The sequence below is a fragment of the Streptomyces sp. NPDC015346 genome (assembly GCF_043078785.1).
In the GTDB taxonomy this organism is placed as follows: Bacteria; Actinomycetota; Actinomycetes; order Streptomycetales; family Streptomycetaceae; genus Streptomyces.
The window spans coordinates 1-22,828 of record NZ_JBIBTW010000009.1 but is presented as its reverse complement, the minus strand read 5'-3'; the positions used below and the strand labels follow the sequence as shown (position 1 = coordinate 22,828).

21 protein-coding genes and 1 tRNA gene are annotated in these 22,828 nt (G+C 68.7%); 13 read left to right on the top strand and 9 right to left on the bottom strand.

The genetic code is table 11. The annotated features are described in order from the left end of the window. Positions 1–16 precede the first annotated feature (16 nt). The 4 genes from sigM to trxA all read left to right on the top strand — a co-directional run bounded on the left by sigM (position 17) and on the right by trxA (position 3,117). Positions 17–721, top strand: a complete 705-nt coding sequence (gene sigM / locus ACF06X_RS28720; RefSeq protein WP_392290219.1) for an RNA polymerase sigma factor SigM — start codon at positions 17–19, stop codon at positions 719–721. Beyond that, a complete protein-coding gene (locus ACF06X_RS28715; protein ID WP_392290218.1) occupies positions 718–1,635 on the top strand; it encodes a hypothetical protein in 918 nt (305 codons plus the stop codon). Before sigM ends, ACF06X_RS28715 begins: the two co-directional genes overlap by 4 nt. Positions 1,636–1,761: 126 nt before the next feature. Then, the gene (gene trxB / locus ACF06X_RS28710; protein ID WP_392290217.1) at positions 1,762–2,736 is read left to right on the top strand and encodes a thioredoxin-disulfide reductase; all 975 of its coding nucleotides are present in this window, start codon (positions 1,762–1,764) and stop codon (positions 2,734–2,736) included. Positions 2,737–2,784: 48 nt separating this feature from the next. Continuing rightward, positions 2,785–3,117 (top strand): thioredoxin, encoded by a 333-nt coding sequence (gene trxA, locus ACF06X_RS28705; protein WP_392290216.1) that lies wholly within the window; start codon positions 2,785–2,787, stop codon positions 3,115–3,117. A gap of 90 nt (positions 3,118–3,207) precedes the next feature. On the opposite strand, the gene ACF06X_RS28700 is transcribed toward trxA, so the two are convergent. The 9 genes from ACF06X_RS28700 to rpmH form a co-directional block, all read right to left on the bottom strand. Then, positions 3,208–3,825, bottom strand: a complete 618-nt coding sequence (locus tag ACF06X_RS28700; protein ID WP_392290215.1) for a GNAT family N-acetyltransferase — start codon at positions 3,823–3,825, stop codon at positions 3,208–3,210. Between the two features lie 155 nt (positions 3,826–3,980). Further along, positions 3,981–5,096: a ParB/RepB/Spo0J family partition protein gene (locus ACF06X_RS28695; protein ID WP_392290214.1), complete on the bottom strand. Its 1,116-nt coding sequence runs from the start codon at positions 5,094–5,096 to the stop codon at positions 3,981–3,983. Beyond that, positions 5,093–6,169 carry a ParA family protein gene (locus ACF06X_RS28690; RefSeq protein WP_392290213.1) on the bottom strand — a complete coding sequence of 359 codons (1,077 nt, stop codon included), beginning with the start codon at positions 6,167–6,169 and terminating at the stop codon, positions 5,093–5,095. Before ACF06X_RS28690 ends, ACF06X_RS28695 begins: the two co-directional genes overlap by 4 nt. A 287-nt stretch (positions 6,170–6,456) precedes the next feature. Further along, positions 6,457–7,173, bottom strand: a complete 717-nt coding sequence (gene rsmG, locus ACF06X_RS28685) for a 16S rRNA (guanine(527)-N(7))-methyltransferase RsmG (protein ID WP_392290212.1) — start codon at positions 7,171–7,173, stop codon at positions 6,457–6,459. Positions 7,174–7,288: 115 nt separating this feature from the next. Then, positions 7,289–7,801: a protein jag gene (locus tag ACF06X_RS28680; protein ID WP_392290211.1), complete on the bottom strand. Its 513-nt coding sequence runs from the start codon at positions 7,799–7,801 to the stop codon at positions 7,289–7,291. Between the two features lie 13 nt (positions 7,802–7,814). Beyond that, complete coding sequence (gene yidC / locus ACF06X_RS28675; RefSeq protein WP_392290210.1) at positions 7,815–9,125, bottom strand: membrane protein insertase YidC; 1,311 nt, start codon at positions 9,123–9,125, stop codon at positions 7,815–7,817. A 3-nt stretch (positions 9,126–9,128) separates the two neighbouring features. Continuing rightward, complete coding sequence (gene yidD, locus ACF06X_RS28670) at positions 9,129–9,455, bottom strand: membrane protein insertion efficiency factor YidD (protein ID WP_158988557.1); 327 nt, start codon at positions 9,453–9,455, stop codon at positions 9,129–9,131. After that, on the bottom strand, positions 9,452–9,823 hold the full coding sequence (gene rnpA, locus ACF06X_RS28665) for a ribonuclease P protein component (RefSeq protein ID WP_392290209.1): 372 nt from the start codon (positions 9,821–9,823) through the stop codon (positions 9,452–9,454). Before rnpA ends, yidD begins: the two co-directional genes overlap by 4 nt. Before the next feature lie 21 nt (positions 9,824–9,844). Beyond that, complete coding sequence (gene rpmH, locus ACF06X_RS28660) at positions 9,845–9,982, bottom strand: 50S ribosomal protein L34 (protein ID WP_015659252.1); 138 nt, start codon at positions 9,980–9,982, stop codon at positions 9,845–9,847. Positions 9,983–10,364: 382 nt separating this feature from the next. On the opposite strand from rpmH, the gene dnaA reads away from it, so the two are divergent. The 9 genes from dnaA to ACF06X_RS28615 all read left to right on the top strand — a co-directional run bounded on the left by dnaA (position 10,365) and on the right by ACF06X_RS28615 (position 22,779). Beyond that, entirely contained in the window at positions 10,365–12,140 is a 1,776-nt protein-coding gene (dnaA, locus tag ACF06X_RS28655) for a chromosomal replication initiator protein DnaA (protein ID WP_392290208.1), read from the top strand. An 828-nt stretch (positions 12,141–12,968) separates the two neighbouring features. Next, a complete protein-coding gene (dnaN, locus tag ACF06X_RS28650; protein ID WP_392290207.1) occupies positions 12,969–14,099 on the top strand; it encodes a DNA polymerase III subunit beta in 1,131 nt (376 codons plus the stop codon). Between the two features lie 102 nt (positions 14,100–14,201). Next, a complete protein-coding gene (gene gnd, locus ACF06X_RS28645) occupies positions 14,202–15,080 on the top strand; it encodes a phosphogluconate dehydrogenase (NAD(+)-dependent, decarboxylating) (protein WP_189599541.1) in 879 nt (292 codons plus the stop codon). A gap of 55 nt (positions 15,081–15,135) precedes the next feature. Further along, positions 15,136–16,257, top strand: coding sequence for a DNA replication/repair protein RecF (gene recF, locus ACF06X_RS28640; protein WP_392290206.1), 1,122 nt, complete (start codon positions 15,136–15,138; stop codon positions 16,255–16,257). Beyond that, the gene (locus ACF06X_RS28635; protein ID WP_392290205.1) at positions 16,254–16,823 is read left to right on the top strand and encodes a DUF721 domain-containing protein; all 570 of its coding nucleotides are present in this window, start codon (positions 16,254–16,256) and stop codon (positions 16,821–16,823) included. Before recF ends, ACF06X_RS28635 begins: the two co-directional genes overlap by 4 nt. Positions 16,824–17,178: 355 nt before the next feature. After that, entirely contained in the window at positions 17,179–19,227 is a 2,049-nt protein-coding gene (gene gyrB, locus ACF06X_RS28630) for a DNA topoisomerase (ATP-hydrolyzing) subunit B (RefSeq protein ID WP_392290204.1), read from the top strand. Between the two features lie 41 nt (positions 19,228–19,268). Beyond that, positions 19,269–21,893: a DNA gyrase subunit A gene (gene gyrA / locus ACF06X_RS28625; RefSeq protein ID WP_392290203.1), complete on the top strand. Its 2,625-nt coding sequence runs from the start codon at positions 19,269–19,271 to the stop codon at positions 21,891–21,893. 105 nt (positions 21,894–21,998) lie between these two features. Then, entirely contained in the window at positions 21,999–22,604 is a 606-nt protein-coding gene (locus ACF06X_RS28620) for a DUF3566 domain-containing protein (RefSeq protein WP_392290202.1), read from the top strand. A 98-nt stretch (positions 22,605–22,702) separates the two neighbouring features. Beyond that, positions 22,703–22,779, top strand: a tRNA-Ile gene (locus ACF06X_RS28615). Positions 22,780–22,828 lie beyond the last annotated feature (49 nt).

The window sequence follows — 22,828 nt, the reverse complement described above, 5'->3', positions numbered from 1 at the left end:
GGGAGGGGGCTCACCGTTGGACGAATCCATAGGCGACGGCACCAGCGACCAGGAACTGCTGACGCGGCACGTCGCCGGTGATCCCCAGGCCTTCGGTGAGCTCGTACGGCGCCACCGCGATCGGCTGTGGGCGGTGGCTCTGCGGACCCTGGGGGACCGCGAGGAGGCCGCCGACGCCGTCCAGGACGCCCTCGTCTCGGCCTTCCGGGCCGCCCACACCTTCCGTGGCCAGTCGGCCGTCACGACCTGGCTCCACCGCATCACGGTCAACGCCTGTCTCGACCGGGCCCGCAAGACCGCCTCCCGCAAGACCGCCCCCGTCGACGACACCGCACGCTTCGAGCAGCTCCTCGAGCCGGCGGAGTCCGCCGAGGCCCCCGCCGAGCGGCAGGACCTCCACCGTGAGCTGCTGGCCGCCCTCGCCACCCTTCCCAAGGAACAGCGCGCGGCGCTCGTCCTCGTCGACATGCAGGGCTACCCCGTCGCCGAGGCGGCCCGCATCCTGGACGTACCCACCGGAACCGTGAAGAGCCGCTGCGCGCGCGGCCGGGCCCGACTGCTGCCGCTGCTCACTCATCTGCGCGCCGACACGGTGGGTAACGAAGGCCTCGGCGGGGGAAGGAACCGGACGCCGGGGACATCCGTCCCACCGGTGTCGGGGTCATCGAATACCGGTCCGAACGGCCCGGCTGCTGTGAAGGGCGGAGGTGGGCGCGCGTGAGTTCCACGACCGGCATGGCCGACACGACACAGCACCCGGACGTCACGGAGATCTCCGACCTCACCGAGGGGCTGCTCCCGCCGTCCCGCACCGCGGCCGTACGCAAGCACATCGAGGGCTGCTCCCTGTGCGCCGAGGTAAGGACCTCCCTGGAGGAGATCCGCGGGCTGCTGGGGACCCTCCCCGGCCCGCCGCGGATGCCCGCCGAGATCGTCGGCCGGATCGACGCCGCCCTGGCCGCCGAAGCGCTGCTCGACGCCACCACGCCGGACGTCAGCACCGATGTTTCACGTGAAACAGCGAGCACCCGGTCCGAGCCGCCTCTGTCGTCTTCCCCGTCGCCTGCCGTCGACCGCCCCTCCGGACGCCCCCGGGCCGCCACGGGCCCCGGCCGACCCGGCAGGGCGCGACGCCGCCGCATCGCGGCGCTCGGCGCGGCCTTCGGAGCCGCGGCCCTGGGCATGAGCCTCTTCTTCGTCCAGGGTGGCCTTCAGACCCTCAGTGGCGAATCCGGCAACACCAAGAGCGACACGGCCGCCAGCTCCGCCTCGCCGGGACACTTCAGCGGCACGCCGGTCGAAGCCCGGGTCCAGGAACTCCTGCACCGGGAGGACAGCGTCAGGGCCCCCAAGGCCACGACCCCTGAGTCGATGTCTGCCGAGGGCGGGGACACCCCCATGCGCGGGACGGCCGAGTCGGCGCCGAGCTGCGTCACGGCGGGCACCGGCCGCACCGAGACGGTGCTCGCCTTCCAGAAGGGGGAGTACCAGGGGACAGCGGCCTACCTCCTCGTGCTGCCCCATGCCACCGACGGCTCTCGGGTGCAGGCCTATGTGATGGACGCCTCCTGTGCGGAGACGGGCGGGAAGGGCAAGGCCGAGGTCCTGCTCACGGAGTCCTACCCTCGCTCCTGACGTGGCCGCCGTGGTGCGCGGCGGACTCGGGAATGCTCGCCCCTTAGGATCCGTTGGGTGGGGTGAGAGTCACCGACCGATCGCCCCGTAGGCAGTAGGCAGTCTGCAGAGACGAGGAAGAAACCCGTGAGCGACGTCCGTAACGTGATCATCATCGGCTCGGGGCCCGCGGGTTACACCGCTGCGCTCTACACAGCACGTGCGTCGCTGAAGCCGCTGGTCTTCGAGGGAGCCGTCACCGCTGGTGGCGCCCTGATGAACACCACCGACGTGGAGAACTTCCCCGGCTTCCGTGACGGCATCATGGGCCCGGACCTGATGGACAACATGCGCGCCCAGGCGGAGCGCTTCGGCGCCGAGCTGGTCCCGGACGACGTCGTCGCCGTGGACCTGACGGGCGACATCAAGACCGTCACGGACACCGCCGGCACCGTGCACCGTGCGAAGGCCGTCATCGTCACGACCGGCTCCCAGCACCGCAAGCTCGGCCTGCCCAACGAGGACGCGCTCTCCGGCCGCGGTGTCTCCTGGTGCGCCACCTGCGACGGGTTCTTCTTCAAGGACCAGGACATCGCCGTCGTCGGCGGCGGCGACACCGCGATGGAGGAGGCCACGTTCCTCTCCCGCTTCGCCAAGTCCGTCACCATCGTCCACCGCCGTGACACCCTGCGCGCCTCCAAGGCGATGCAGGAGCGTGCCTTCGCCGACCCGAAGATCAAGTTCGCCTGGGACAGCGAGGTCGCCGAGATCCACGGCGACCAGAAGCTCTCCGGTCTGACGCTGCGGAACACCAAGACGGGCGAGACCAGCGAACTGCCGGTGACCGGTCTCTTCATCGCCGTGGGCCACGACCCGCGCACGGAGCTCTTCAAGGGCCAGCTGGAGCTGGACGAGGAGGGTTACCTCAAGGTCGACGCCCCGTCGACGCGGACGAACATCCCCGGCGTCTTCGGAGCCGGTGACGTCGTCGACCACACCTACCGCCAGGCGATCACCGCTGCCGGAACGGGCTGCTCCTCCGCACTCGACGCGGAGCGCTTCCTGGCCGCCCTCGCCGACAGCGACAAGCTCGCCGAGCCGGAGAAGACCCCCGCGGTCTGACCCATCGGCTGTCCCCACCCCACACCCCGCGAAGTTAAGGAGGCCGCTGTGGCCCTGAAGACCGTGACCGACGCTTCTTTCGAAGAGGACGTTCTCAAGAGCGGCAAGCCCGTCCTGGTGGACTTCTGGGCCGAGTGGTGCGGCCCGTGCCGCCAGATCGCCCCGTCGCTGGAGGCCATCGCCGCCGAGCACGACGAGATCGAGATCGTGAAGCTCAACATCGACCAGAACCCGGCCACGGCCGCGAAGTACGGCGTCATGTCGATCCCGACGCTGAACGTCTACCAGAACGGCGAGGTCGTGAAGACCATCGTCGGCGCGAAGCCGAAGGCCGCGATCCTCCGCGACCTCGAGGGCTTCGTCGACGCCACCAAGGCCTGACGCCTCTGTTTCACGTGAAACACGAACGGCCCGTCCCCTTCGAGGGGCGGGCCGTTGTCGTACCGTACGTGCGAAACGCGCGTGGGCGGGCTACAGAGGCCGCAGCGCCGGTTCCTTCTGGACGGCTCCGAGAAGCCGGTCCAGGGCGAGTTCGACGTCTTCCTTCCAGGAGAGCGTCGTCCTGAGCTCCAACCTCAGCCGGGGATGCGCGGGATGCGGCCGTACGGTCTTGAAGCCCACCGCCAGAAGGTGGTCCGCCGGCAGCACACACGCCGGTTCCTTCCAGCGGGCATCACCGAAGGCTTCGATCGCCTTGAAGCCCCGCCGCAGCAGATCCTTGGCCACCGTCTGCACCATCGTCCGCCCGAGCCCCTGCCCCTGATAGCCCGGCATGATCCAGGCCGTCATGAGCTGCACCGCGTCGGCGGAGACGGGACTCGTGGGAAAGGCCATAGACCGCGGGACATACGCGGGGGGCGCGTACAGGACGAAGCCGACGGGAACCTCGTCCACGTAGACGACCCGCCCGCAGGAACCCCACTCCAACAACACGGCGGAGATCCAGGCTTCCTTCTCCAGCTCTGGTCGGCCCGCTTTCACGGCGGCCTCTCCGCTGACGGGGTCGAGCTCCCAGAAGACGCAGGAGCGACACCGCTTGGGAAGGTCCGGAAGGTTGTCCAGAGTGAGCGGCACGAGCCGACGCCCCACGGCTGTTCCTCGCTTCCCTTGACCGTCGCAGCATGGATACGCCTTCCTGGAATCGTATCCAGGGGACGATCAGGGCGATACCGCACACAGGCAAAGGGCGGACCGTGTTCCGGTCTTCACCGGTGCACGGCCCGCCCTCAGCGATACGGAGGAGCTCAGTCCTCGTCGGTTTGCTCGCTCTGCTCCGCGTTGCTCTGGTCCAGGACACGCCCCTCGCCGGGAGCCAGGGTCGAGAGAATCCGGTCCAGATCCTCTATCGAGGCGAACTCGACGACGATCTTGCCCTTCTTCTGGCCCAGGTCGACCTTCACCCGCGTCTCGAAACGGTCCGAGAGCCGTGACGCCAGGTCCGTCAGCGCCGGCGACACCCGCCCGCCGGCCCGCGGCCCCTTGGGCTTGGCCGTGGTCGTGGGCTCCGAGCCCATCAACGTCACGATCTCCTCGACCGCACGGACCGACAGCCCCTCGGCCACGATCCGGTACGCCAGTTTGTCCTGCGTCTCCGGGTCGTCCACGGAGAGCAGGGCGCGGGCGTGGCCGGCCGAGAGGACTCCGGCAGCCACCCGACGCTGAACCGGCGGGGAGAGACGCAGCAGGCGCAGCGTGTTGGAGACCTGGGGGCGCGAGCGCCCGATTCGGTCAGCCAGCTGGTCATGTGTGCAGTTGAAGTCCTTGAGCAGCTGGTCGTAGGCGGCGGCTTCTTCCAGCGGGTTCAGCTGCGCTCGGTGGAGGTTCTCCAGCAGGGCGTCCAGCAGAAGCTTGTCGTCGTCCGTGGCACGAACGATGGCGGGGATGCGCTCCAGACCGGCCTCACGGCAGGCCCTCCACCGGCGCTCGCCCATGATGAGCTCGTAGCGCTCGGTGCCCAGCTGCCTGACGACGACGGGCTGCAGCAGACCGACCTCCTTGATGGAGGTGATCAGCTCCGCCAGGGCGTCCTCGTCGAAGACCTCACGCGGCTGCCGCGGATTGGGCGTGATGAAGTCAAGCGGCAGCTCGGCGAAGTGGGCCCCGGCAGGGGACTCCTGCTCCATGGCCGACTCTGTCTCGCGCACCGGCTCCATCGGCATCGCCGCGTCCGGAGACTGCGGGCTCTGGGGGAGGGTCGCCACCTTGGCGGCGGCCACCCCTCGCTCCGCCGAGAGCCCCGGTACGGCGCCGGGGGAGGCGGAACCCGCCCCCACACCGACAGCCGGCGCCTGCCGCTCCTGGGGAGCAGCGGGGATCAGCGCACCGAGCCCACGCCCCAAACCCCTACGTCGCTCACTCACTGGATCCCCTCCGACATGTTCTGCTGGCTGTTCTGGTGGCCCACTCGGGCATGCTGCGGGTCGTAGTGGATGCCGACGCCGCGCAGCGCGATCTCACGAGCCGCTTCGAGATACGACAGCGAGCCACTGGAGCCCGGGTCGTAGGTGAGCACGGTCTGCCCGTAGCTCGGCGCCTCCGAGATGCGTACGGATCGCGGGATGCTCGTCCGCAGCACCTCCTTGCCGAAGTGGCTGCGCACTTCGTCGGCCACCTGAGAGGCGAGCCTGGTCCGACCGTCGTACATGGTGAGCAGGATCGTCGAGACGTGAAGCGTGGGGTTGAGGTGCCCACGCACCAGGTCGACGTTCCGCAGGAGCTGACCCAGTCCCTCCAGCGCGTAGTACTCGCACTGGATCGGGATCAGCACCTCGGCCCCTGCCACCATGGCATTGACCGTCAGCAGACCGAGCGACGGCGGGCAGTCGATCAGGATGTAATCCAGCGGCTGCTCGTACGCCTGGATCGCGCGCTGCAGTCGGCTCTCCCGCGCCACCAGCGACACCAGCTCGATCTCCGCACCGGCGAGATCGATGGTCGCGGGGGCGCAGAAGAGGCCTTCGACGTCCTGCACAGGCTGCACCACGTCGGAGAGCGGCTTGCTCTCCACCAGGACGTCATAGATCGAGGGGACTTCGGCGTGATGGTCGATCCCCAGCGCGGTTGAGGCGTTTCCCTGGGGGTCGAGGTCGATGACCAGGACCCTGGCGCCGTGGAGCGCCAGAGAAGCGGCAAGGTTGACCGTCGTGGTCGTCTTGCCCACTCCGCCCTTCTGGTTGGCGACCACCATGATGCGCGTCTGGGCAGGCCGAGGAAGACCCTCGCCGGCACGCCCCAGTGCCTCTACTGCCAGCTGGGCAGCACGACCAATGGGGGTGTCGTCCATCGGGGGCGGTGTTTCACGTGAAACATCCTCCCCCACCGATTCGGTTCGGGGACCGGGGACCGGATCGGTCATCGGTCCCGCGATGTTGGCGTCGGACCGCAAGGATTCACTCTCCTCGGCTTCAGGCTCGCGATGAAGAGAGCCTGCCATGCTTTCGGGGTCGTGAACCAGCGAGGCCCCTGGTTCTGTGGACGAATCCACCTCTGTGGACAACCCCCTCACCCTTGCGGGGGGCTTCACGGGGGGCTTGCGGTCCCGGGGCGTGGCAGCCGCACGGCCGCGGCTGATGATCCCCTGCAGCAGTGAGCGATGTTTCACGTGAAACACGATGCACTCGCCGCCGACCCAGGACCGCTCGACACTCCGAAATACGTACGTATGGCAGCGTGTACGGATCAATTGCGCACCGATGGCAGTTCGGCACAACTCAGGGCAACTCAGCGGCGACGGCGGGTCCTGCTGGGGCGGGCCGCCTTGGCTCGCTTCGCGGCGAACCTCACACCGCCCGGACTCTCCCCGACCTCCACCCGTACGACGGTCGACAAGGGGTCCACGATGCCTTCACCAACGTGCAGCACCGTGGTTTCCACCACACCGAGCTTGGCGAGCGCCGCGCGAGCGCCGTCGATCTCCTCCTCGGCCGTGTCGCCCTTGAGGGCCAGCATCTCTCCGTACGGACGCAGGAGCGGAACACCCCAGCCGGCCAGCCGGTCCAGCGGGGCCACGGCGCGGGCGGTCACCACATGGACGGGCTGGAGCGTGCCGAGCACCTCCTCGGCACGACCGCGGACCACGGTCACATGGTCGAGCCCGAGCAGCTCCACGACCTCCTGGAGGAAGTTCGTCCGGCGGAGCAGCGGTTCCAGGAGCGTGATCTTCAGGTCCGGTCGCACCAGGGCCAGCGGGATACCGGGCAGGCCGGCGCCCGAGCCCACATCGCACACGGTGACACCCTCGGGAACCACCTCGGAGAGCACCGCGCAGTTCAGCAGGTGCCGCTCCCACAGCCGGGGCACCTCGCGAGGGCCGATCAGGCCACGCTTGACACCCGCGTCCGCGAGGAGCTCCGCATACCGGACAGCCTCCGGGAAGAACTCACCGAATACCGTCCGAGCCTGTTCGGGCGCAGGGGGGAGCTCCGCTGCCTCCGTCACGGGAACCGTCCTTCCGCACCGCACGCATAGGTGCGAGCGCACTGTGGTGGCTGAGTATCAGGCTGACAAGATCGGCCCCGCCTGCGAGCAGACGGGGCCGACACTGCGAAAGGGCTCAGGCAGGGAGAACGACGACGAAGCGCTGCGGCTCCTCGCCCTCGGACTCGCTGCGCAGACCGGCGGCGGCGACCGCGTCGTGCACGACCTTGCGCTCGAACGGCGTCATCGGGTCCAGCTTGACCGGCTCACCGGTCGCCTTCACCTCGGCCGCGGCCTTGGCACCGATCTCGGCGAGCTCCGTACGCTTCTTGGCGCGGAACCCGGCGATGTCGAGCATCAGCCGGCTGCGGTCACCGGTCTCCCGGTTCACGGCCAGGCGGGTCAGCTCCTGGAGCGCCTCCAGGACCTCGCCGTCACGGCCCACGAGCTTCTGCAGGTCACGGCTGCTCGAGTCGCTGACGATCGAGACCGCGGCGCGGTCCGCCTCGACGTCCATGTCGATGTCGCCGTCGAGGTCGGCGATGTCGAGCAGACCCTCGAGGTAGTCGGCCGCGATCTCACCCTCCTGCTCGAGGCGGGTCAGGGTGTCGCCACCCTCGGCGGCGGCGGAGGTGGTGCCTTCCGTCACGGATCGACTCCTTCTACTTCTTGGACGACGGGTGCTTGGGGCGCTGCTGGCCCTTGCGCTGACCGGACTTGGCCTGACGGGAGGCTCCGGAGTTGGCCCGGCTCGGCCGCGCGGGCTTCTCGCCCTGCGCCGAGTCCTTGGCCGTGTCCTGAACCGCGTCCTGCGGCTTCTTCTCCAGCGAGGTGGTGGCCTCGCCGGAATCGGTGGAGTCGGCGACGTCGTCGGAGCTCTTCGCCGTGGACTGCTGGGCCGCGGCGGCCTGGCGCTTGGCCTTGGTCTGGCGCTTGGGCTGCTGGCGCCTGGCGGCGCCGCCCTCGGCCTCGGCGGTGACGGTGTCGCTCTTGATCACGGTGCCGTCGGGCTGGGCCGCGAAGCCGGCCTTGGCCAGACCCGCGAAGAAGCGGCGCTCGTTCTCGTTGCGGTCGCTGCCCTTGGCCACGATGGCCTTGACGACGTTCTTGCGACGGCGGCCGCGGACCTCACCGTGGGCCCCGACGTTCTTCAGCAGGCGCTGGAGGTAGGCGTCCTGGGCCTTGCTGCCCGGGGTCGGGTTCTGGTTGATCACGTACATCTGCTGCCCCATGGTCCACACGTTCGTGGTCAGCCAGTAGACGAGAACACCGACGGGGAAGTTGATGCCCATGACCGCGAAGATCACCGGGAAGATGTACATGAGCATCTTCTGCTGCTGCATGTAGGGCGTCTTCACCGAGAGGTCGACGTTCTTCATCATCAGCTGGCGCTGGGTGAAGAACTGCGAGGCCGACATCAGGATGATCATGATCGCGGTGACGATGCGGACCGAGGTCAGCGAGGCGTCGAGAGCCGCGACGTCCTGAGCGCTGTCCGTGAAGGTCGCGGCCAGCGGGGCGCCGAAGATGTGCGCCTGTCGCGCGCTGTCGAGCAGCGACTGGTTGATCACACCGACCGTGTCGCCCTCGGCGATGTTGGAGAGCACGTGGTACAGCGCGAAGAAGAACGGCGACTGCGCCAGGATGGGAAGGCACGAGGAGAGCGGGTTGGTACCCGTCTCCTTGTACAGCTTCATCATCTCTTCGGACTGGCGCTGCTTGTCGCTCTTGTAGCGCTCCTGGATCGCCTTCATCTTCGGCTGGAGCGCCTGCATGTTCCGGGTCGACTTGATCTGCTTGACGAACAGCGGGATCAGACAGATCCGGATCAGCACCACGAGGGACACGATCGACAGGCCCCAGGCCCAGCCCGTGTCAGGACCGAAGATCGCCCCGTACACCTTGTGGAACTGGACGATCACCCATGAGACAGGTGTGGTGATGAAGCTGAAAAAACTGGCAATCGTGTCCACTAATCAGGCTCCTTGAGCATTGGGCGAGGTCTCTGCGGCCGGGCTCGTCTCGGCGGTGGACCCGCCCTTGTCGTCACGCAGCGCGTTCCGCAGCATTTCGTGCCAGCGAGGACGCTTGCGCGCAGGCACGTGGTCCACGCCGCCGGGCGACCACGGATTGCACCGCAGGATGCGCCAGGCGGTCAGGGCGGTGCCCTTGATCGCGCCATGCCGGTCGATGGCCGTGAATCCGTAGTGGGAACACGACGGGTAGTACCGGCAGACGGGCCCGAGGAGCGGGCTGATCGTCCACTGGTACAGCTTGATGAGAGCCAGCAGCGGGTACTTCATCGCGTGCCCCCTCCCAGGAGCCGCTGAAGCGCGGCGTCCAGGTCTCGGGCCAGCTGTGCGTAATCGGCGTCACCGGCTCCGGGCAACGCCCGTACGACCACCAGGCTACCGGGGGGCAGCTCGGAGAGCCGTTCGCGGACGAGATGGCGCAGACGTCGCTTGACCTGGTTGCGGACGACCGAACCGCCCACGGCCTTGCTCACGACGAAACCCGCACGCGTCGGGGAAGCGCTCTCCCCAGGCGCGTGCGGGTCCGTTGCACCGCTGCTCAGATGGACGACGAGGAGCGGGCGACCGGCCCGGCGACCTCGGCGTACCGCGGTTGCGAAGTCCTCGCGCCGCCTCAGCCGATTCTCGGTAGGCAGCACGTCATGACCTGTTTAAGCGGATCAGGCGGACAGGCTCGCGCGACCCTTGGCACGACGGTTCGCCAGGATGGCGCGACCGGCACGCGTGCGCATCCGCAGGCGGAAGCCGTGGGTCTTGGCGCGACGACGGTTGTTCGGCTGGAAGGTGCGCTTGCTCACTCGGGGGCTCCAGAAATGATTCGTTGGTGGCGGGACATCGCCTGGCTGTCACCGTGCGCCCACGAGTAGCTCGCAATACGCCCGAGTGCACCGCTTCACGATCACAGACCGTGATCTTTGCCCATCGGAGGCAGGCGGCAGCAGCCATCGACAACTCGACCTGGTTACGGTACGCGCGGCTACGCCATCCGGTCAAACCGGCCGATCACCGGGCCCCCATTGTGCACAGGCTGTGGACAACAACTTGAACGAGGTCAGCCGCCACGACTACCGTGGCTGGACTCCCGAACCTTTTCCCGTTCTGTCCTTACCTGTCCTCACGGACTTCGACCTACCGTCCCGAGAACCACACATTCGTGGGACCTGCGAGGAAGCGTGCCCTGTGGCTGACGTACCTGCCGATCTTGCCGCAGTGTGGCCACGCGTGCTGGAGCAGCTCCTCGGAGAAGGCCAGCAGGGCATCGAGCCCAAGGACAAGCAGTGGATCGAGCGCTGCCAGCCTCTCGCACTGGTGGCCGACACCGCGCTCCTCGCCGTTCCCAACGAGTGGGGCAAGCGGGTCCTCGAAGGACGCCTGGCGCCGCTGATCAGCGAGACGCTGAGCCGCGAGTGCGGCCGACCGATCCGGATCGCGATCACCGTCGACGACTCCGCCGGCGAGCCGACCCCGCCGGCCCCGCCCGTCCAGCAGCAGCGCTACGACGAGCGCCCGCCGACGGAGTCGTACGAGAAGTACGACGGGTACGGCCACCGGCCGATGCCCGACGACGGGCTGCCCACCGCGCGCCCCGCCTATCCGGACTACCAGCAGCAGCGCCCGGACCCGGGCTCCTGGCCGCGCACCCAGGAGGACCTCTCCTGGCAGCAGCCGCGACTCGGCGGCTACCAGGAGCGCGACCCGTACGCGGGTCCGCGGCAGCAGTCCCGGTACGACGAGCGGCCGTCGGCCTACGACCAGCCGCAGCGGCCGGAGCGCGGCGAGCTGCCCGATCCGCAGGGCCACGGAGCGGGCCAGGGCCAGCGTCCGGGCGGGCCCGTGCCGGGCCCCGTCGGCGGCGGCCCCGGGGTGGGCCGACCGGGCTCCTCCTCCGGCCAGGGTGCGTCGTCCGGTGCCCCGGGCGAGCAGCACGCGCGCCTCAACCCCAAGTACCTCTTCGACACCTTCGTCATCGGCTCCTCGAACCGGTTCGCGCACGCGGCCGCCGTCGCGGTGGCCGAGGCGCCCGCGAAGGCGTACAACCCGCTCTTCATCTACGGCGAGTCGGGCCTCGGCAAGACGCACCTGCTGCACGCCATCGGGCACTACGCGCGCAGCCTCTACCCGGGCACCCGGGTGCGGTACGTGAGCTCGGAGGAGTTCACCAACGAGTTCATCAACTCGATCCGCGACGGCAAGGGCGACACCTTCCGCAAGCGCTACCGCGATGTGGACATCCTGCTGGTCGACGACATCCAGTTCCTGGCGAGCAAGGAGTCGACGCAGGAGGAGTTCTTCCACACCTTCAACACGCTCCACAACGCGAACAAGCAGATCGTGCTCTCCTCGGACCGGCCGCCCAAGCAGCTGATGACCCTGGAGGACCGGCTGCGCAACCGCTTCGAGTGGGGCCTGACCACCGACGTGCAGCCGCCGGAGCTGGAGACGCGGATCGCGATCCTCCGCAAGAAGGCGGTCCAGGAGCAGCTCAACGCCCCGCCGGAGGTGCTGGAGTTCATCGCCTCCCGCATCTCGCGGAACATCCGTGAGCTGGAGGGCGCGCTGATCCGCGTCACGGCCTTCGCGAGCCTCAACCGGCAGCCGGTGGACCTGGGGCTCACGGAGATCGTGCTGAAGGACCTGATCCCCGGCGGCGAGGACTCGGCACCGGAGATCACCGCCCCGGCGATCATGGCCGCGACGGCGGACTACTTCGGGCTGACGGTGGAGGACCTCTGCGGTTCCTCGCGCAGCCGGGTCCTGGTGACGGCCCGGCAGATCGCCATGTATCTGTGCCGGGAGCTCACGGACCTGTCGCTGCCGAAGATCGGCGCGCAGTTCGGCGGCCGCGACCATACGACGGTGATGCACGCGGACCGCAAGATCCGCGCGCTCATGGCCGAGCGGCGCTCCATCTACAACCAGGTCACCGAGCTCACCAACCGCATCAAGAACGGCTGAGAGAGCCGCTCCGCACCCTCCGAAGGGCGCTCCGGGACACCTTCCGGGGCGCCCTTCGGCGTGCCCGGCCGCGCTGCCGGCCCGTGTCCACACGCCTGTGCGCCGTCGGGCTGTTCGAATCCGAGGCGTGGGTGGCGGGTTCTCCACAGATTGGGGGATGATCTCCCGTCCACAGGGTGGGGACTGCGGAGTTATCCGGATCGCTTCCACAGGCGACCCGGTGGACTGCGTATCTCGCCAGGTCAGAGGGGTGTGGATTTGTTGGCAACCTTGATCCACAGCCTGTGGACGAATTTTTCGTCCACAGGGGCCCGCGAAGGTTGTCCACTGGCAACCCACAGGCGGGTCGTGGTTGCCCACAGCTTCTCCACACCGCTGTCCACTGTTCGGCAACGAAACACCCCGGCTCACTGCGTCGAGTGAAAGCGGTCACACCAAGGGAGACGATTGGGCTGTGGGGAACGTGGGTAAAGCTGGGGACAGCACTGGGGAGAACTCCCCGTGGCCTGTGTACCGGGTGTGCAGAACTTTCGGGCGTCCACAGAACACCCCGGTTGTCCACCGGTTCCACCCACAGGCGCGGTGGACAAAAAACCGGCTCTGACCTGCGAATACGGTGTTATCCACCGTTTCCACAGGCCCTACTACTACTGCCACCTAGAGTTAGCCCGGAATCCGCTTCGAAGTGGGACCTGTGCACAACTCGGCGCCGGAGCCTCGGCGGCCTCTTGTCGCGACTTGACCCCGAGCCGCACCGAGTGTCGGTGGCGTACGTCAGACTGGTTCTCGCAGTCGACGAAGAGCCAGCAACAGCAGGAGGCGGTTCCGGTGAAGATCCGGGTGGAGCGCGATGTACTCGCGGAGGCGGTGGCCTGGGTGGCCCGCAGCCTTCCGGCCCGTCCGCCGGCGCCCGTACTCGCGGGCCTTCTGCTGAAGGCCGAGGACGGCGCGCTGAGCTTCTCGAGCTTCGACTACGAGGTCTCGGCCCGGGTCTCCGTCGAGGCGGAGGTCGAGGAGGACGGCACGGTCCTGGTCTCCGGCCGCCTGCTCGCCGACATCTGCCGCGCGCTCCCCAACCGGCCGGTGGAGATTTCCACAGACGGTGTACGGGCGACCGTGGTCTGCGGCACCTCCCGCTTCACCCTCCACACGCTGCCTGTGGAGGAGTACCCGGCGCTGCCGGAGATGCCGACCGCGACCGGCACCGTGCCCGGCGAGGTCTTCGCCTCCGCCGCCGCTCAGGTCGCCATCGCCGCGGGCCGCGACGACACGCTGCCCGTCCTCACCGGTGTGCGCATCGAGATCGAGGGCGACACGGTCACCTTGGCCTCCACCGACCGCTACCGCTTCGCGGTCCGCGAGTTCCTGTGGAAGCCGGAGTCCCCGGACGCCTCCGCCGTCGCCCTGGTGCCCGCGAAGACCCTCCTTGACACCGCCAAGGCGCTGACCAGCGGTGACACCGTCACCCTGGCGCTCTCGGGCTCCGGCAAGGGCGAGGGCCTGATCGGTTTCGAGGGCGCGGGCCGCCGCACCACCACCCGGCTGCTCGAAGGCGACCTGCCGAAGTACCGCACCCTCTTCCCCACCGAGTTCAACTCGGTGGCGGTGATCGAGACCGCGCCCTTCGTCGAGGCCGTCAAGCGTGTGGCCCTGGTGGCCGAGCGCAACACCCCGGTCCGGCTCAGCTTCGAGCAGGGCGTGCTGATCCTGGAGGCCGGCTCCAGCGACGACGCACAGGCTGTGGAGCGTGTGGACGCGCAGCTGGAGGGCGACGACATCTCGATCGCCTTCAACCCGACCTTCCTGCTCGACGGCCTGAGCGCGATCGACTCCCCGGTCGCCCAGCTCTCCTTCACCACCTCCACCAAGCCGGCGCTGCTGAGCGGCAAGCCGGCCGTGGACGCGGAGGCGGACGAGGCCTACAAGTACCTGATCATGCCGGTGCGTCTCAGCGGCTGACAGGGGCGTCGACTGAGCGGCTGACCCCACAGGTGTGCACCGGGGTCCGGGCGTAGGCTCGGACGCGGGTACGAACCGCACACGACGCTTAAGGAATCTCTGATGGAGCTCGGTCTCGTCGGTCTCGGCAAGATGGGCGGCAACATGCGTGAGCGCATCCGCCGCGCAGGCCACACCGTCATCGGATACGACCGCAACCCGGACCTCGCCGATGTCCACAGCCTGGAAGAGCTTGTGGGCAAGCTCAAGGGTCCGCGCGTCGTGTGGGTCATGGTCCCGGCCGGTGCCGCGACCCAGTCCACCATCGACGAGCTGGCCGAACTGCTCTCCCCCGGCGACATCGTCGTGGACGGCGGGAACTCCCGCTGGACCGACGACGAGAAGCACGCCGAGGAGCTCGCCGCCAAGGGCATCGGGTTCGTCGACTGCGGCGTCTCCGGCGGTGTGTGGGGTCTGGAGAACGGCTACGCGCTGATGTACGGCGGCGACGCCGAGAACGTGGCGAAGGTCCAGCCGATCTTCGACGCGCTCAAGCCCGAGGGCGAGTTCGGCTCCGTCCACGCGGGCAAGGTCGGCGCCGGCCACTTCGCGAAGATGGTCCACAACGGCATCGAGTACGCGATGATGCAGGCGTACGCCGAGGGCTGGGAGCTCCTGGAGAAGGTCGACTCCGTCACCGACGTGCGCGAGGTCTTCCGCTCCTGGCAGGAGGGCACGGTCATCCGTTCCTGGCTGCTCGACCTGGCGGTCAACGCCCTGGACGAGGACGAGCACCTGGAGCGGCTCCGCGGCTTCGCGCAGGACTCCGGCGAGGGCCGGTGGACCGTGGAGGCCGCGATCGACAACGCCGTGCCGCTGCCCGCGATCACCGCTTCGCTGTTCGCGCGGTTCGCGTCCCGTCAGGACGACTCCCCGCAGATGAAGATGATCGCCGCACTGCGCAACCAGTTCGGCGGCCACGCGGTCGAGTCCAAGAAGTAATCCACAGGCTGTGCACCCACCGTGCACAGCAGCCGCGGGAAGGTCGGCGCACACCATGCATGTCACGCATCTGTCGCTGGCCGACTTTCGCTCCTACGCCCGGGTCGAGGTCCCGCTCGACCCGGGCGTCACGGCTTTCGTGGGCGCGAACGGCCAGGGCAAGACCAACCTCGTCGAGGCCGTCGGCTATCTCGCCACCCTCGGCAGCCACCGCGTCGCCTCGGACGCGCCCCTCGTACGGATGGGGGCGGACCGGGCGGTCATCCGCGCCGCCGTCACCCAGGGCGAGCGCTCCCAGCTGATCGAGCTGGAGCTCAACCCGGGTCGCGCGAACCGGGCCCGTATCAACAGATCCTCGCAGGTCAGACCGCGTGACGTGCTGGGCATCGTACGGACCGTGCTGTTCGCGCCGGAGGATCTCGCCCTGGTCAAGGGCGATCCCGGGGAGCGCCGGCGCTTCCTCGACGAACTGATCACGGCGCGCGCGCCGCGGATGGCGGGCGTGCGCGCGGACTACGAGCGCGTGCTGAAGCAGCGCAACACCCTCCTGAAGACCGCGGCGATGGCCCGGCGGCACGGGGGTCGTGGCATGGACCTGTCGACCCTCGACGTGTGGGACCAGCATCTGGCCCGGGTGGGCGCCGAGCTGCTCGCCCAGCGGCTGGATCTGATCGGGGTGCTGCAGCCGCTGGCCGACAAGGCCTACGAGCAGCTCGCGCCGGGCGGCGGACCGATTCTGCTGGAGTACCGGCCGTCCGCGCCGGGCCCCGGCCACACGCGCGAGGAGCTGTACGAACAGCTGATCGCCGCGCTCGCGGAGGTGCGCAAGCAGGAGATCGAACGGGGGGTCACGCTGGTCGGACCGCACCGCGACGAGCTGCTGCTCAAGCTCGGCGACCTGCCGGCGAAGGGATACGCGAGCCACGGGGAGTCCTGGTCGTACGCGCTGGCGCTGCGGCTGGCCTCGTACGACCTGCTGCGCGCGGAGGGGAACGAGCCGGTGCTCGTCCTCGACGACGTCTTCGCCGAGCTGGACGCGCGGCGCCGCGAGCGGCTGGCGGAGCTGGTGGCCCCGGGCGAGCAGGTGCTGGTCACCGCCGCGGTGGACGACGACGTGCCGGCAGTGCTCGCCGGGACGCGGTACGCGGTGGCCGACGGGAACGTGGAGCGGTTGTGAACGAGAACGAGCAGGGACAGCTCGGGGCGCCGGAGACCGAGGGTCCCAAGGTGCCCGAGGCCTCCGGGGTGGACCTCGCGCGGGTCGCGCTGCGCGCCGCCAAGGAGCAGGCGAAGGCACGGGGCGCGGCGGCCCAGCAGAAGAAGCAGGCCCGGCGGGGCGGCGGGCTGCGCTCCGGCTCCGGAGCGGACGGCCGCGACCCCTTGGCGCTCGGCGCCGCGATCAACCGGCTCATCACCGAACGCGGCTGGGAGACACCGGCGGCGGTGGGCGGGGTCATGGGGCGCTGGCCGCAGATCGTGGGCGAGGACCTGGCGAAGCACTGCGTACCGCTGAAGTACGAGGAGGACCCGGACGCCCGGGTGCTCACCGTGCAGTGCGACTCGACGGCGTGGGCGACGCAGCTGCGTCTGCTCGCACCGAGGCTGGTGGCGCGTCTGAACGAGGACCTGGGCCAGGGGACCGTGCGGATGATCAAGGTCTTGGGGCCGTCGTCGGGCGTGCGGCGGGGGTACGGGCCGCTGCGGGCGCCGGGGTCCGTGGGGCCCGGGGACACGTACGGCTAGGGCGCCGGGCGGGGTGGTTCGGTACAAGCGCGCGGGCTCGCGTGTGAAGGCGGGTACGGGTGCGGAGCGCGCCCGCGGAGGCGCCGTTCCGCTCTGCCCACCCGTTCCGCCCCGGCGGAACGATTGCCCACAGCGGGGCGTCACCGCCCGAAGCGCTGGGTGGCCGTCAGAGCGTTCTGGAGACCCTGGGCGTATATGGGGAGTCGGTGAGGACCCGCTCAGGGCGGCACATGCGGACTCAGGTACCGGCAAACCCCCATGAGTGTCAGCGCTACCGGTAGACTGGAAGACAATCCCGCCACCCTGCGGAACATGTCGAACGACGCAGCCGCTCCCGCATGCCCGGAGCCCGGCTGTGCTGTGCCAGAAAGGGCGCTTCGTGGCCGATTCCGGCAACCCCAACGAGAACACCCAGTCCGCCAACGCTGCGTCGTACGACGCCAGCGCGATCACCGTGCTCGAGGGTCTGGACGCGGTCCGCAAGCGACCCGGCATGTACATCGGCTCGACCGGTGAGCGTGGTCTGCACCACATGGTGCAGGAGGTCGTCGACAACTCGGTCGACGAAGCCCTGGCCGGTCACGCGGACACCATCGACGTGACGATCCTGGCCGACGGCGGCGTCCGCGTCGTCGACAACGGCCGTGGCATCCCCGTCGGCATCGTCCCGTCCGAGGGCAAGCCGGCCGTCGAGGTCGTGCTGACGGTCCTCCACGCGGGCGGCAAGTTCGGCGGCGGCGGCTACGCGGTCTCCGGCGGTCTCCACGGCGTCGGCGTCTCCGTCGTCAACGCCCTCTCCACCAAGGTCTCGGTGGAGGTCAAGACCGACGGCCACCGCTGGACGCAGGACTACAAGATGGGCGTCCCCACCGCGCCCCTCGCGAAGCACGAGGCGACCGACGAGACCGGCACCTCGGTCACGTTCTGGGCCGACGCGGACATCTTCGAGACGACCGAGTACTCCTTCGAGACGCTCTCGCGCCGCTTCCAGGAGATGGCCTTCCTCAACAAGGGCCTGACGATCACGCTCACCGACGAGCGCGAGTCCGCGAAGGCCACGGTCGGCGCCGACGACCCCGACGCCGAGGCGGCGGATGAGCAGCCGGCGAGGACGGTGAAGTACCACTACGAAGGCGGCATCGTCGACTTCGTCAAGTACCTCAACTCCCGCAAGGGTGAGCTGATCCACCCCACCGTCATCGACGTCGAGGCCGAGGACAAGGAGCGGATGCTCTCGGTCGAGATCGCGATGCAGTGGAACTCGCAGTACACCGAGGGTGTCTACTCCTTCGCCAACACGATCCACACCCACGAGGGCGGTACGCACGAAGAGGGCTTCCGCGCCGCGCTCACCGGCCTCGTGAACCGGTACGCGCGCGACAAGAAGCTGCTGCGCGAGAAGGACGACAACCTCACCGGTGAGGACATCCGCGAGGGTCTGACGGCGATCATCTCCGTCAAGCTCGGCGAGCCGCAGTTCGAGGGCCAGACCAAGACCAAGCTGGGCAACACGGAGGCCAAGACCTTCGTGCAGAAGGTCGTGCACGAGCACCTCAACGACTGGTTCGACCGGAACCCGAACGAGGCCACGGACATCATCCGTAAGTCGATCCAGGCGGCCACCGCGCGCGTGGCGGCCCGCAAGGCCCGCGACCTGACGCGCCGCAAGGGCCTGCTGGAGAGCGCCTCGCTGCCGGGCAAGCTGTCCGACTGCCAGTCGAACGACCCCTCCAAGTGCGAGATCTTCATCGTCGAGGGCGACTCCGCCGGCGGCTCGGCCAAGTCCGGCCGTAACCCGATGTACCAGGCCATCCTGCCGATCCGAGGCAAGATCCTGAACGTCGAGAAGGCCCGGATCGACAAGATCCTGCAGAACACCGAGGTCCAGGCGCTGATCTCGGCCTTCGGCACCGGAGTCCACGAGGACTTCGACATCGAGAAGCTCCGCTATCACAAGATCATCCTGATGGCGGACGCCGACGTCGACGGCCAGCACATCAACACCCTGCTGCTGACCTTCCTCTTCCGCTTCATGCGTCCGCTGGTCGAGGCCGGTCACGTCTACCTCTCCCGGCCCCCGCTGTACAAGATCAAGTGGGGCCGGGACGACTTCGAATACGCGTACTCGGACCGGGAGCGCGACGCGCTCGTCGAGCTGGGCAAGCAGAACGGCAAGCGGATCCGCGAGGACTCGATCCAGCGCTTCAAGGGTCTGGGTGAGATGAACGCGGAGGAGCTGCGCATCACCACCATGGACCAGGACCACCGCGTGCTCGGCCAGGTCACCCTCGACGACGCGGCCCAGGCCGACGATCTGTTCTCGGTGCTGATGGGTGAGGACGTCGAGGCACGGCGTTCGTTCATCCAGCGCAACGCCAAGGACGTTCGCTTCCTCGACATCTGAGTCGGCCTCAGCTGACCGTACGAAAGGACTGAAGACCAGCAATGGCCGACGAGAACACCCCTGTGATGCCCGAAGAGGAGCCGATGGTTCCGGGCGTGGGCATGCGCGTGGAGCCCGTGGGGCTCGAGACCGAGATGCAGCGCTCGTACCTCGACTACGCGATGTCCGTCATCGTGTCGCGTGCGCTGCCGGACGTACGGGACGGTCTCAAGCCCGTCCACCGTCGCGTGCTGTACGCGATGTACGACGGCGGCTACCGCCCCGAGAAGGGCTTCTACAAGTGCGCCCGCGTCGTCGGTGACGTCATGGGCACGTACCACCCGCACGGCGACTCCTCGATCTACGACGCCCTGGTCCGGCTGGCCCAGCCGTGGTCGATGCGGCTGCCGCTGGTGGACTCCAACGGCAACTTCGGCTCGCCGGGCAACGACCCGGCGGCCGCCATGCGGTACACCGAGTGCAAGCTCATGCCGCTGTCGATGGAGATGCTCCGGGACATCGACGAGGAGACCGTCGACTTCCAGGACAACTACGACGGCCGTAACCAGGAGCCGACGGTCCTGCCGGCGCGCTTCCCGAACCTGCTGGTCAACGGCTCGGCGGGAATCGCGGTCGGTATGGCGACCAACATCCCGCCGCACAACCTGCGCGAGGTCGCGGCCGGCGCCCAGTGGGCGCTGGAGCACCCGGAGGCCACGCACGAGGAGCTGCTTGACGCGCTCATCGAGCGGATCAAGGGCCCGGACTTCCCGTCCGGTGCGCTGGTCGTGGGCCGCAAGGGCATCGAGGAGGCGTACCGCACCGGCCGTGGCTCGATCACGATGCGCGCGGTCGTCGAGGTCGAGGAGATCCAGAACCGCCAGTGCCTGGTGGTCACGGAGCTGCCCTACCAGGTCAACCCGGACAACCTCGCGCAGAAGATCGCCGACCTGGTCAAGGACGGCAAGATCGGCGGCATCGCCGACGTCCGCGACGAGACCTCGTCCCGTACCGGCCAGCGGCTCGTCATCGTGCTCAAGCGCGACGCCGTCGCCAAGGTCGTCCTGAACAACCTGTACAAGCACACCGACCTGCAGACGAACTTCGGCGCGAACATGCTGGCGCTCGTCGACGGTGTGCCGCGCACGCTCTCGCTCGACGCGTTCATCCGCCACTGGGTGACGCACCAGATCGAGGTCATCGTCCGTCGTACGCGCTTCCGGCTGCGCAAGGCGGAGGAGCGCGCGCACATCCTGCGCGGTCTCCTCAAGGCGCTGGACGCGATCGACGAGGTCATCGCCCTCATCCGGCGCAGCCAGACCGTGGACGTCGCGCGCGAGGGCCTGATGGGCCTGCTGCAGATCGACGAGATCCAGGCCAACGCCATCCTCGAGATGCAGCTGCGCCGGCTCGCCGCCCTGGAGCGCCAGAAGATCGTCGCCGAGCACGACGAGCTGCAGGCGAAGATCAACGAGTACAACGCGATCCTCGCCTCCGAGCAGCGTCAGCGCGCCATCGTCAGCGAGGAGCTGGCGCTGATCGTCGAGAAGTTCGGCGACGACCGCCGCTCCAAGCTGGTGCCCTTCGACGGTGACATGTCCATCGAGGACCTGATCGCCGAGGAGGACATCGTCGTCACCATCACGCGTGGCGGCTATGTGAAGCGTACGAAGACCGAGGACTACCGCTCGCAGAAGCGCGGCGGCAAGGGCGTGCGGGGCACGAAGCTGAAGCAGGACGACATCGTCGACCACTTCTTCGTCTCCACCACCCACCACTGGCTCCTCTTCTTCACCAACAAGGGGCGGGTCTACCGGGCCAAGGCGTACGAGCTTCCGGACGCCGGCCGGGACGCGCGCGGTCAGCACGTGGCCAACCTCCTCGCCTTCCAGCCGGACGAGCAGATCGCCGAGATCCTCGCGATCCGCGACTACGACGCCGCGCCCTACCTGGTGCTCGCCACCAAGGGCGGTCTGGTGAAGAAGACCGCGCTGAAGGACTACGACTCGCCGCGTTCCGGTGGTGTCATCGCGATCAACCTCCGGGAGACGGAGGACGGCGGCGACGACGAGCTGATCGGCGCGGAGCTGGTGTCGGCGGAGGACGATCTGCTGCTCATCAGCAAGAAGGCGCAGTCGATCCGCTTCACCGCGACGGACGACGCGCTGCGTCCGATGGGACGAGCGACATCAGGCGTCAAGGGGATGAGTTTCCGCGAAGGCGACGAGCTGCTCTCGATGAATGTCGTCCGGCCGGGTACGTTCGTCTTCACCGCCACCGACGGTGGGTACGCGAAGCGGACCAACGTCGACGAGTACCGCGTCCAGGGTCGCGGTGGCCTCGGTATCAAGGCCGCCAAGATCGTGGAGGACCGCGGCTCGCTCGTGGGCGCGCTGGTGGTCGAGGAGACGGACGAAATCCTCGCCATCACGCTCTCCGGCGGTGTGATTCGTACGCGAGTCAACGAAGTCAGGGAGACCGGCCGTGACACCATGGGCGTCCAGCTGATCAACCTGGGCAAGCGCGATGCCGTCGTCGGCATCGCACGGAACGCCGAGGCGGGCAGCGAGGCCGAAGAGGTCGACGCGGTCGAGATCGAGGCCGAGAACGGCGAAGTCGTCGAGGCCGCGACCGCGGTCGAGGCAGCCGAGGGCACCGAGCCCTCGGCCGGGGAGCACGAGGAGTAGAGCGTGAGTGGAGCCACGGGCGCCGGATCGGCGGCTGCCGGAGCTTCTGCTGGTGCTGGAGCGAACGGCGCCCGTGGCCCCGCCACGGACTCCCAGGGGGTTGCGGTGACGGACACTCGGGGGCCCAAGCCCTCGTCCTACGAGACGTACAACGGGCCGCTGCCCGGCGAGCGCGCGGGTGCGCAGCAGCCGGGCGGGCCGTACCACCCTCCGCAGGCGTACGGCGCTCAGGCGCCGGGCGCGGGTGCGGGCGGCGGCACGGCCGGCGGCCCGGGCGGAGCGGTCGGCCAGAACGCCGGCGCGGTGCGCCTGCCGCGTACGGGGGCGCGCACCACGCCCCGTACGCGCAAGGCACGGCTGCGGGTGGCGAAGGCCGACCCGTGGTCGGTGATGAAGGTGAGCTTCCTGCTCTCCATCGCGCTGGGCATCTGCACGGTGGTGGCCGCGTCGGTGCTGTGGATGGTCATGGACGCCATGGGCGTCTTCTCGACCGTCGGCGGCACGATCAGCGAGGCGACGGGCTCGAACGAGTCCAACGGTTTCGACCTGCAGTCGTTCCTGTCGCTGCCGCGCGTGCTCATGTTCACCTCGATCATCGCGGTCATCGACGTGGTCCTGATGACCGCCCTGGCAACCCTGGGCGCGTTCATCTACAACCTGTCGGCCGGTTTCGTGGGCGGTGTGGAGCTCACGCTGGCGGAGGACGAGTAGCGCCGCCGTCGGGTGACCGGGAACCGATTTTGGGACTGGCCCCGACGTGCGCTAATCTTCAGGAGTCAGCGCGCGGGACACACTCCGCAGAGCGCGGCGGGGCTATAGCTCAGTTGGTTAGAGCGCATCCCTGATAAGGATGAGGCCACAGGTTCAAATCCTGTTAGCCCCACCAGCGAAAAGACCCCCAGTCGATAGCGGCTGGGGGTCTTTGACATCTACGG

Coding starts and splice junctions, on each gene's coding strand:
- gyrA (WP_392290203.1), top strand. CDS start 19,269: ATGGCCGACGAGAACACCCCTGTGATGCCCGAAGAGGAGCCGATGGTT.
- ACF06X_RS28690 (WP_392290213.1), bottom strand. CDS start 6,169: ATGGCAGGCTCTCTTCATCGCGAGCCTGAAGCCGAGGAGAGTGAATCC.
- gnd (WP_189599541.1), top strand. CDS start 14,202: ATGGAGCTCGGTCTCGTCGGTCTCGGCAAGATGGGCGGCAACATGCGT.
- recF (WP_392290206.1), top strand. CDS start 15,136: ATGCATGTCACGCATCTGTCGCTGGCCGACTTTCGCTCCTACGCCCGG.
- yidD (WP_158988557.1), bottom strand. CDS start 9,455: ATGAAGTACCCGCTGCTGGCTCTCATCAAGCTGTACCAGTGGACGATC.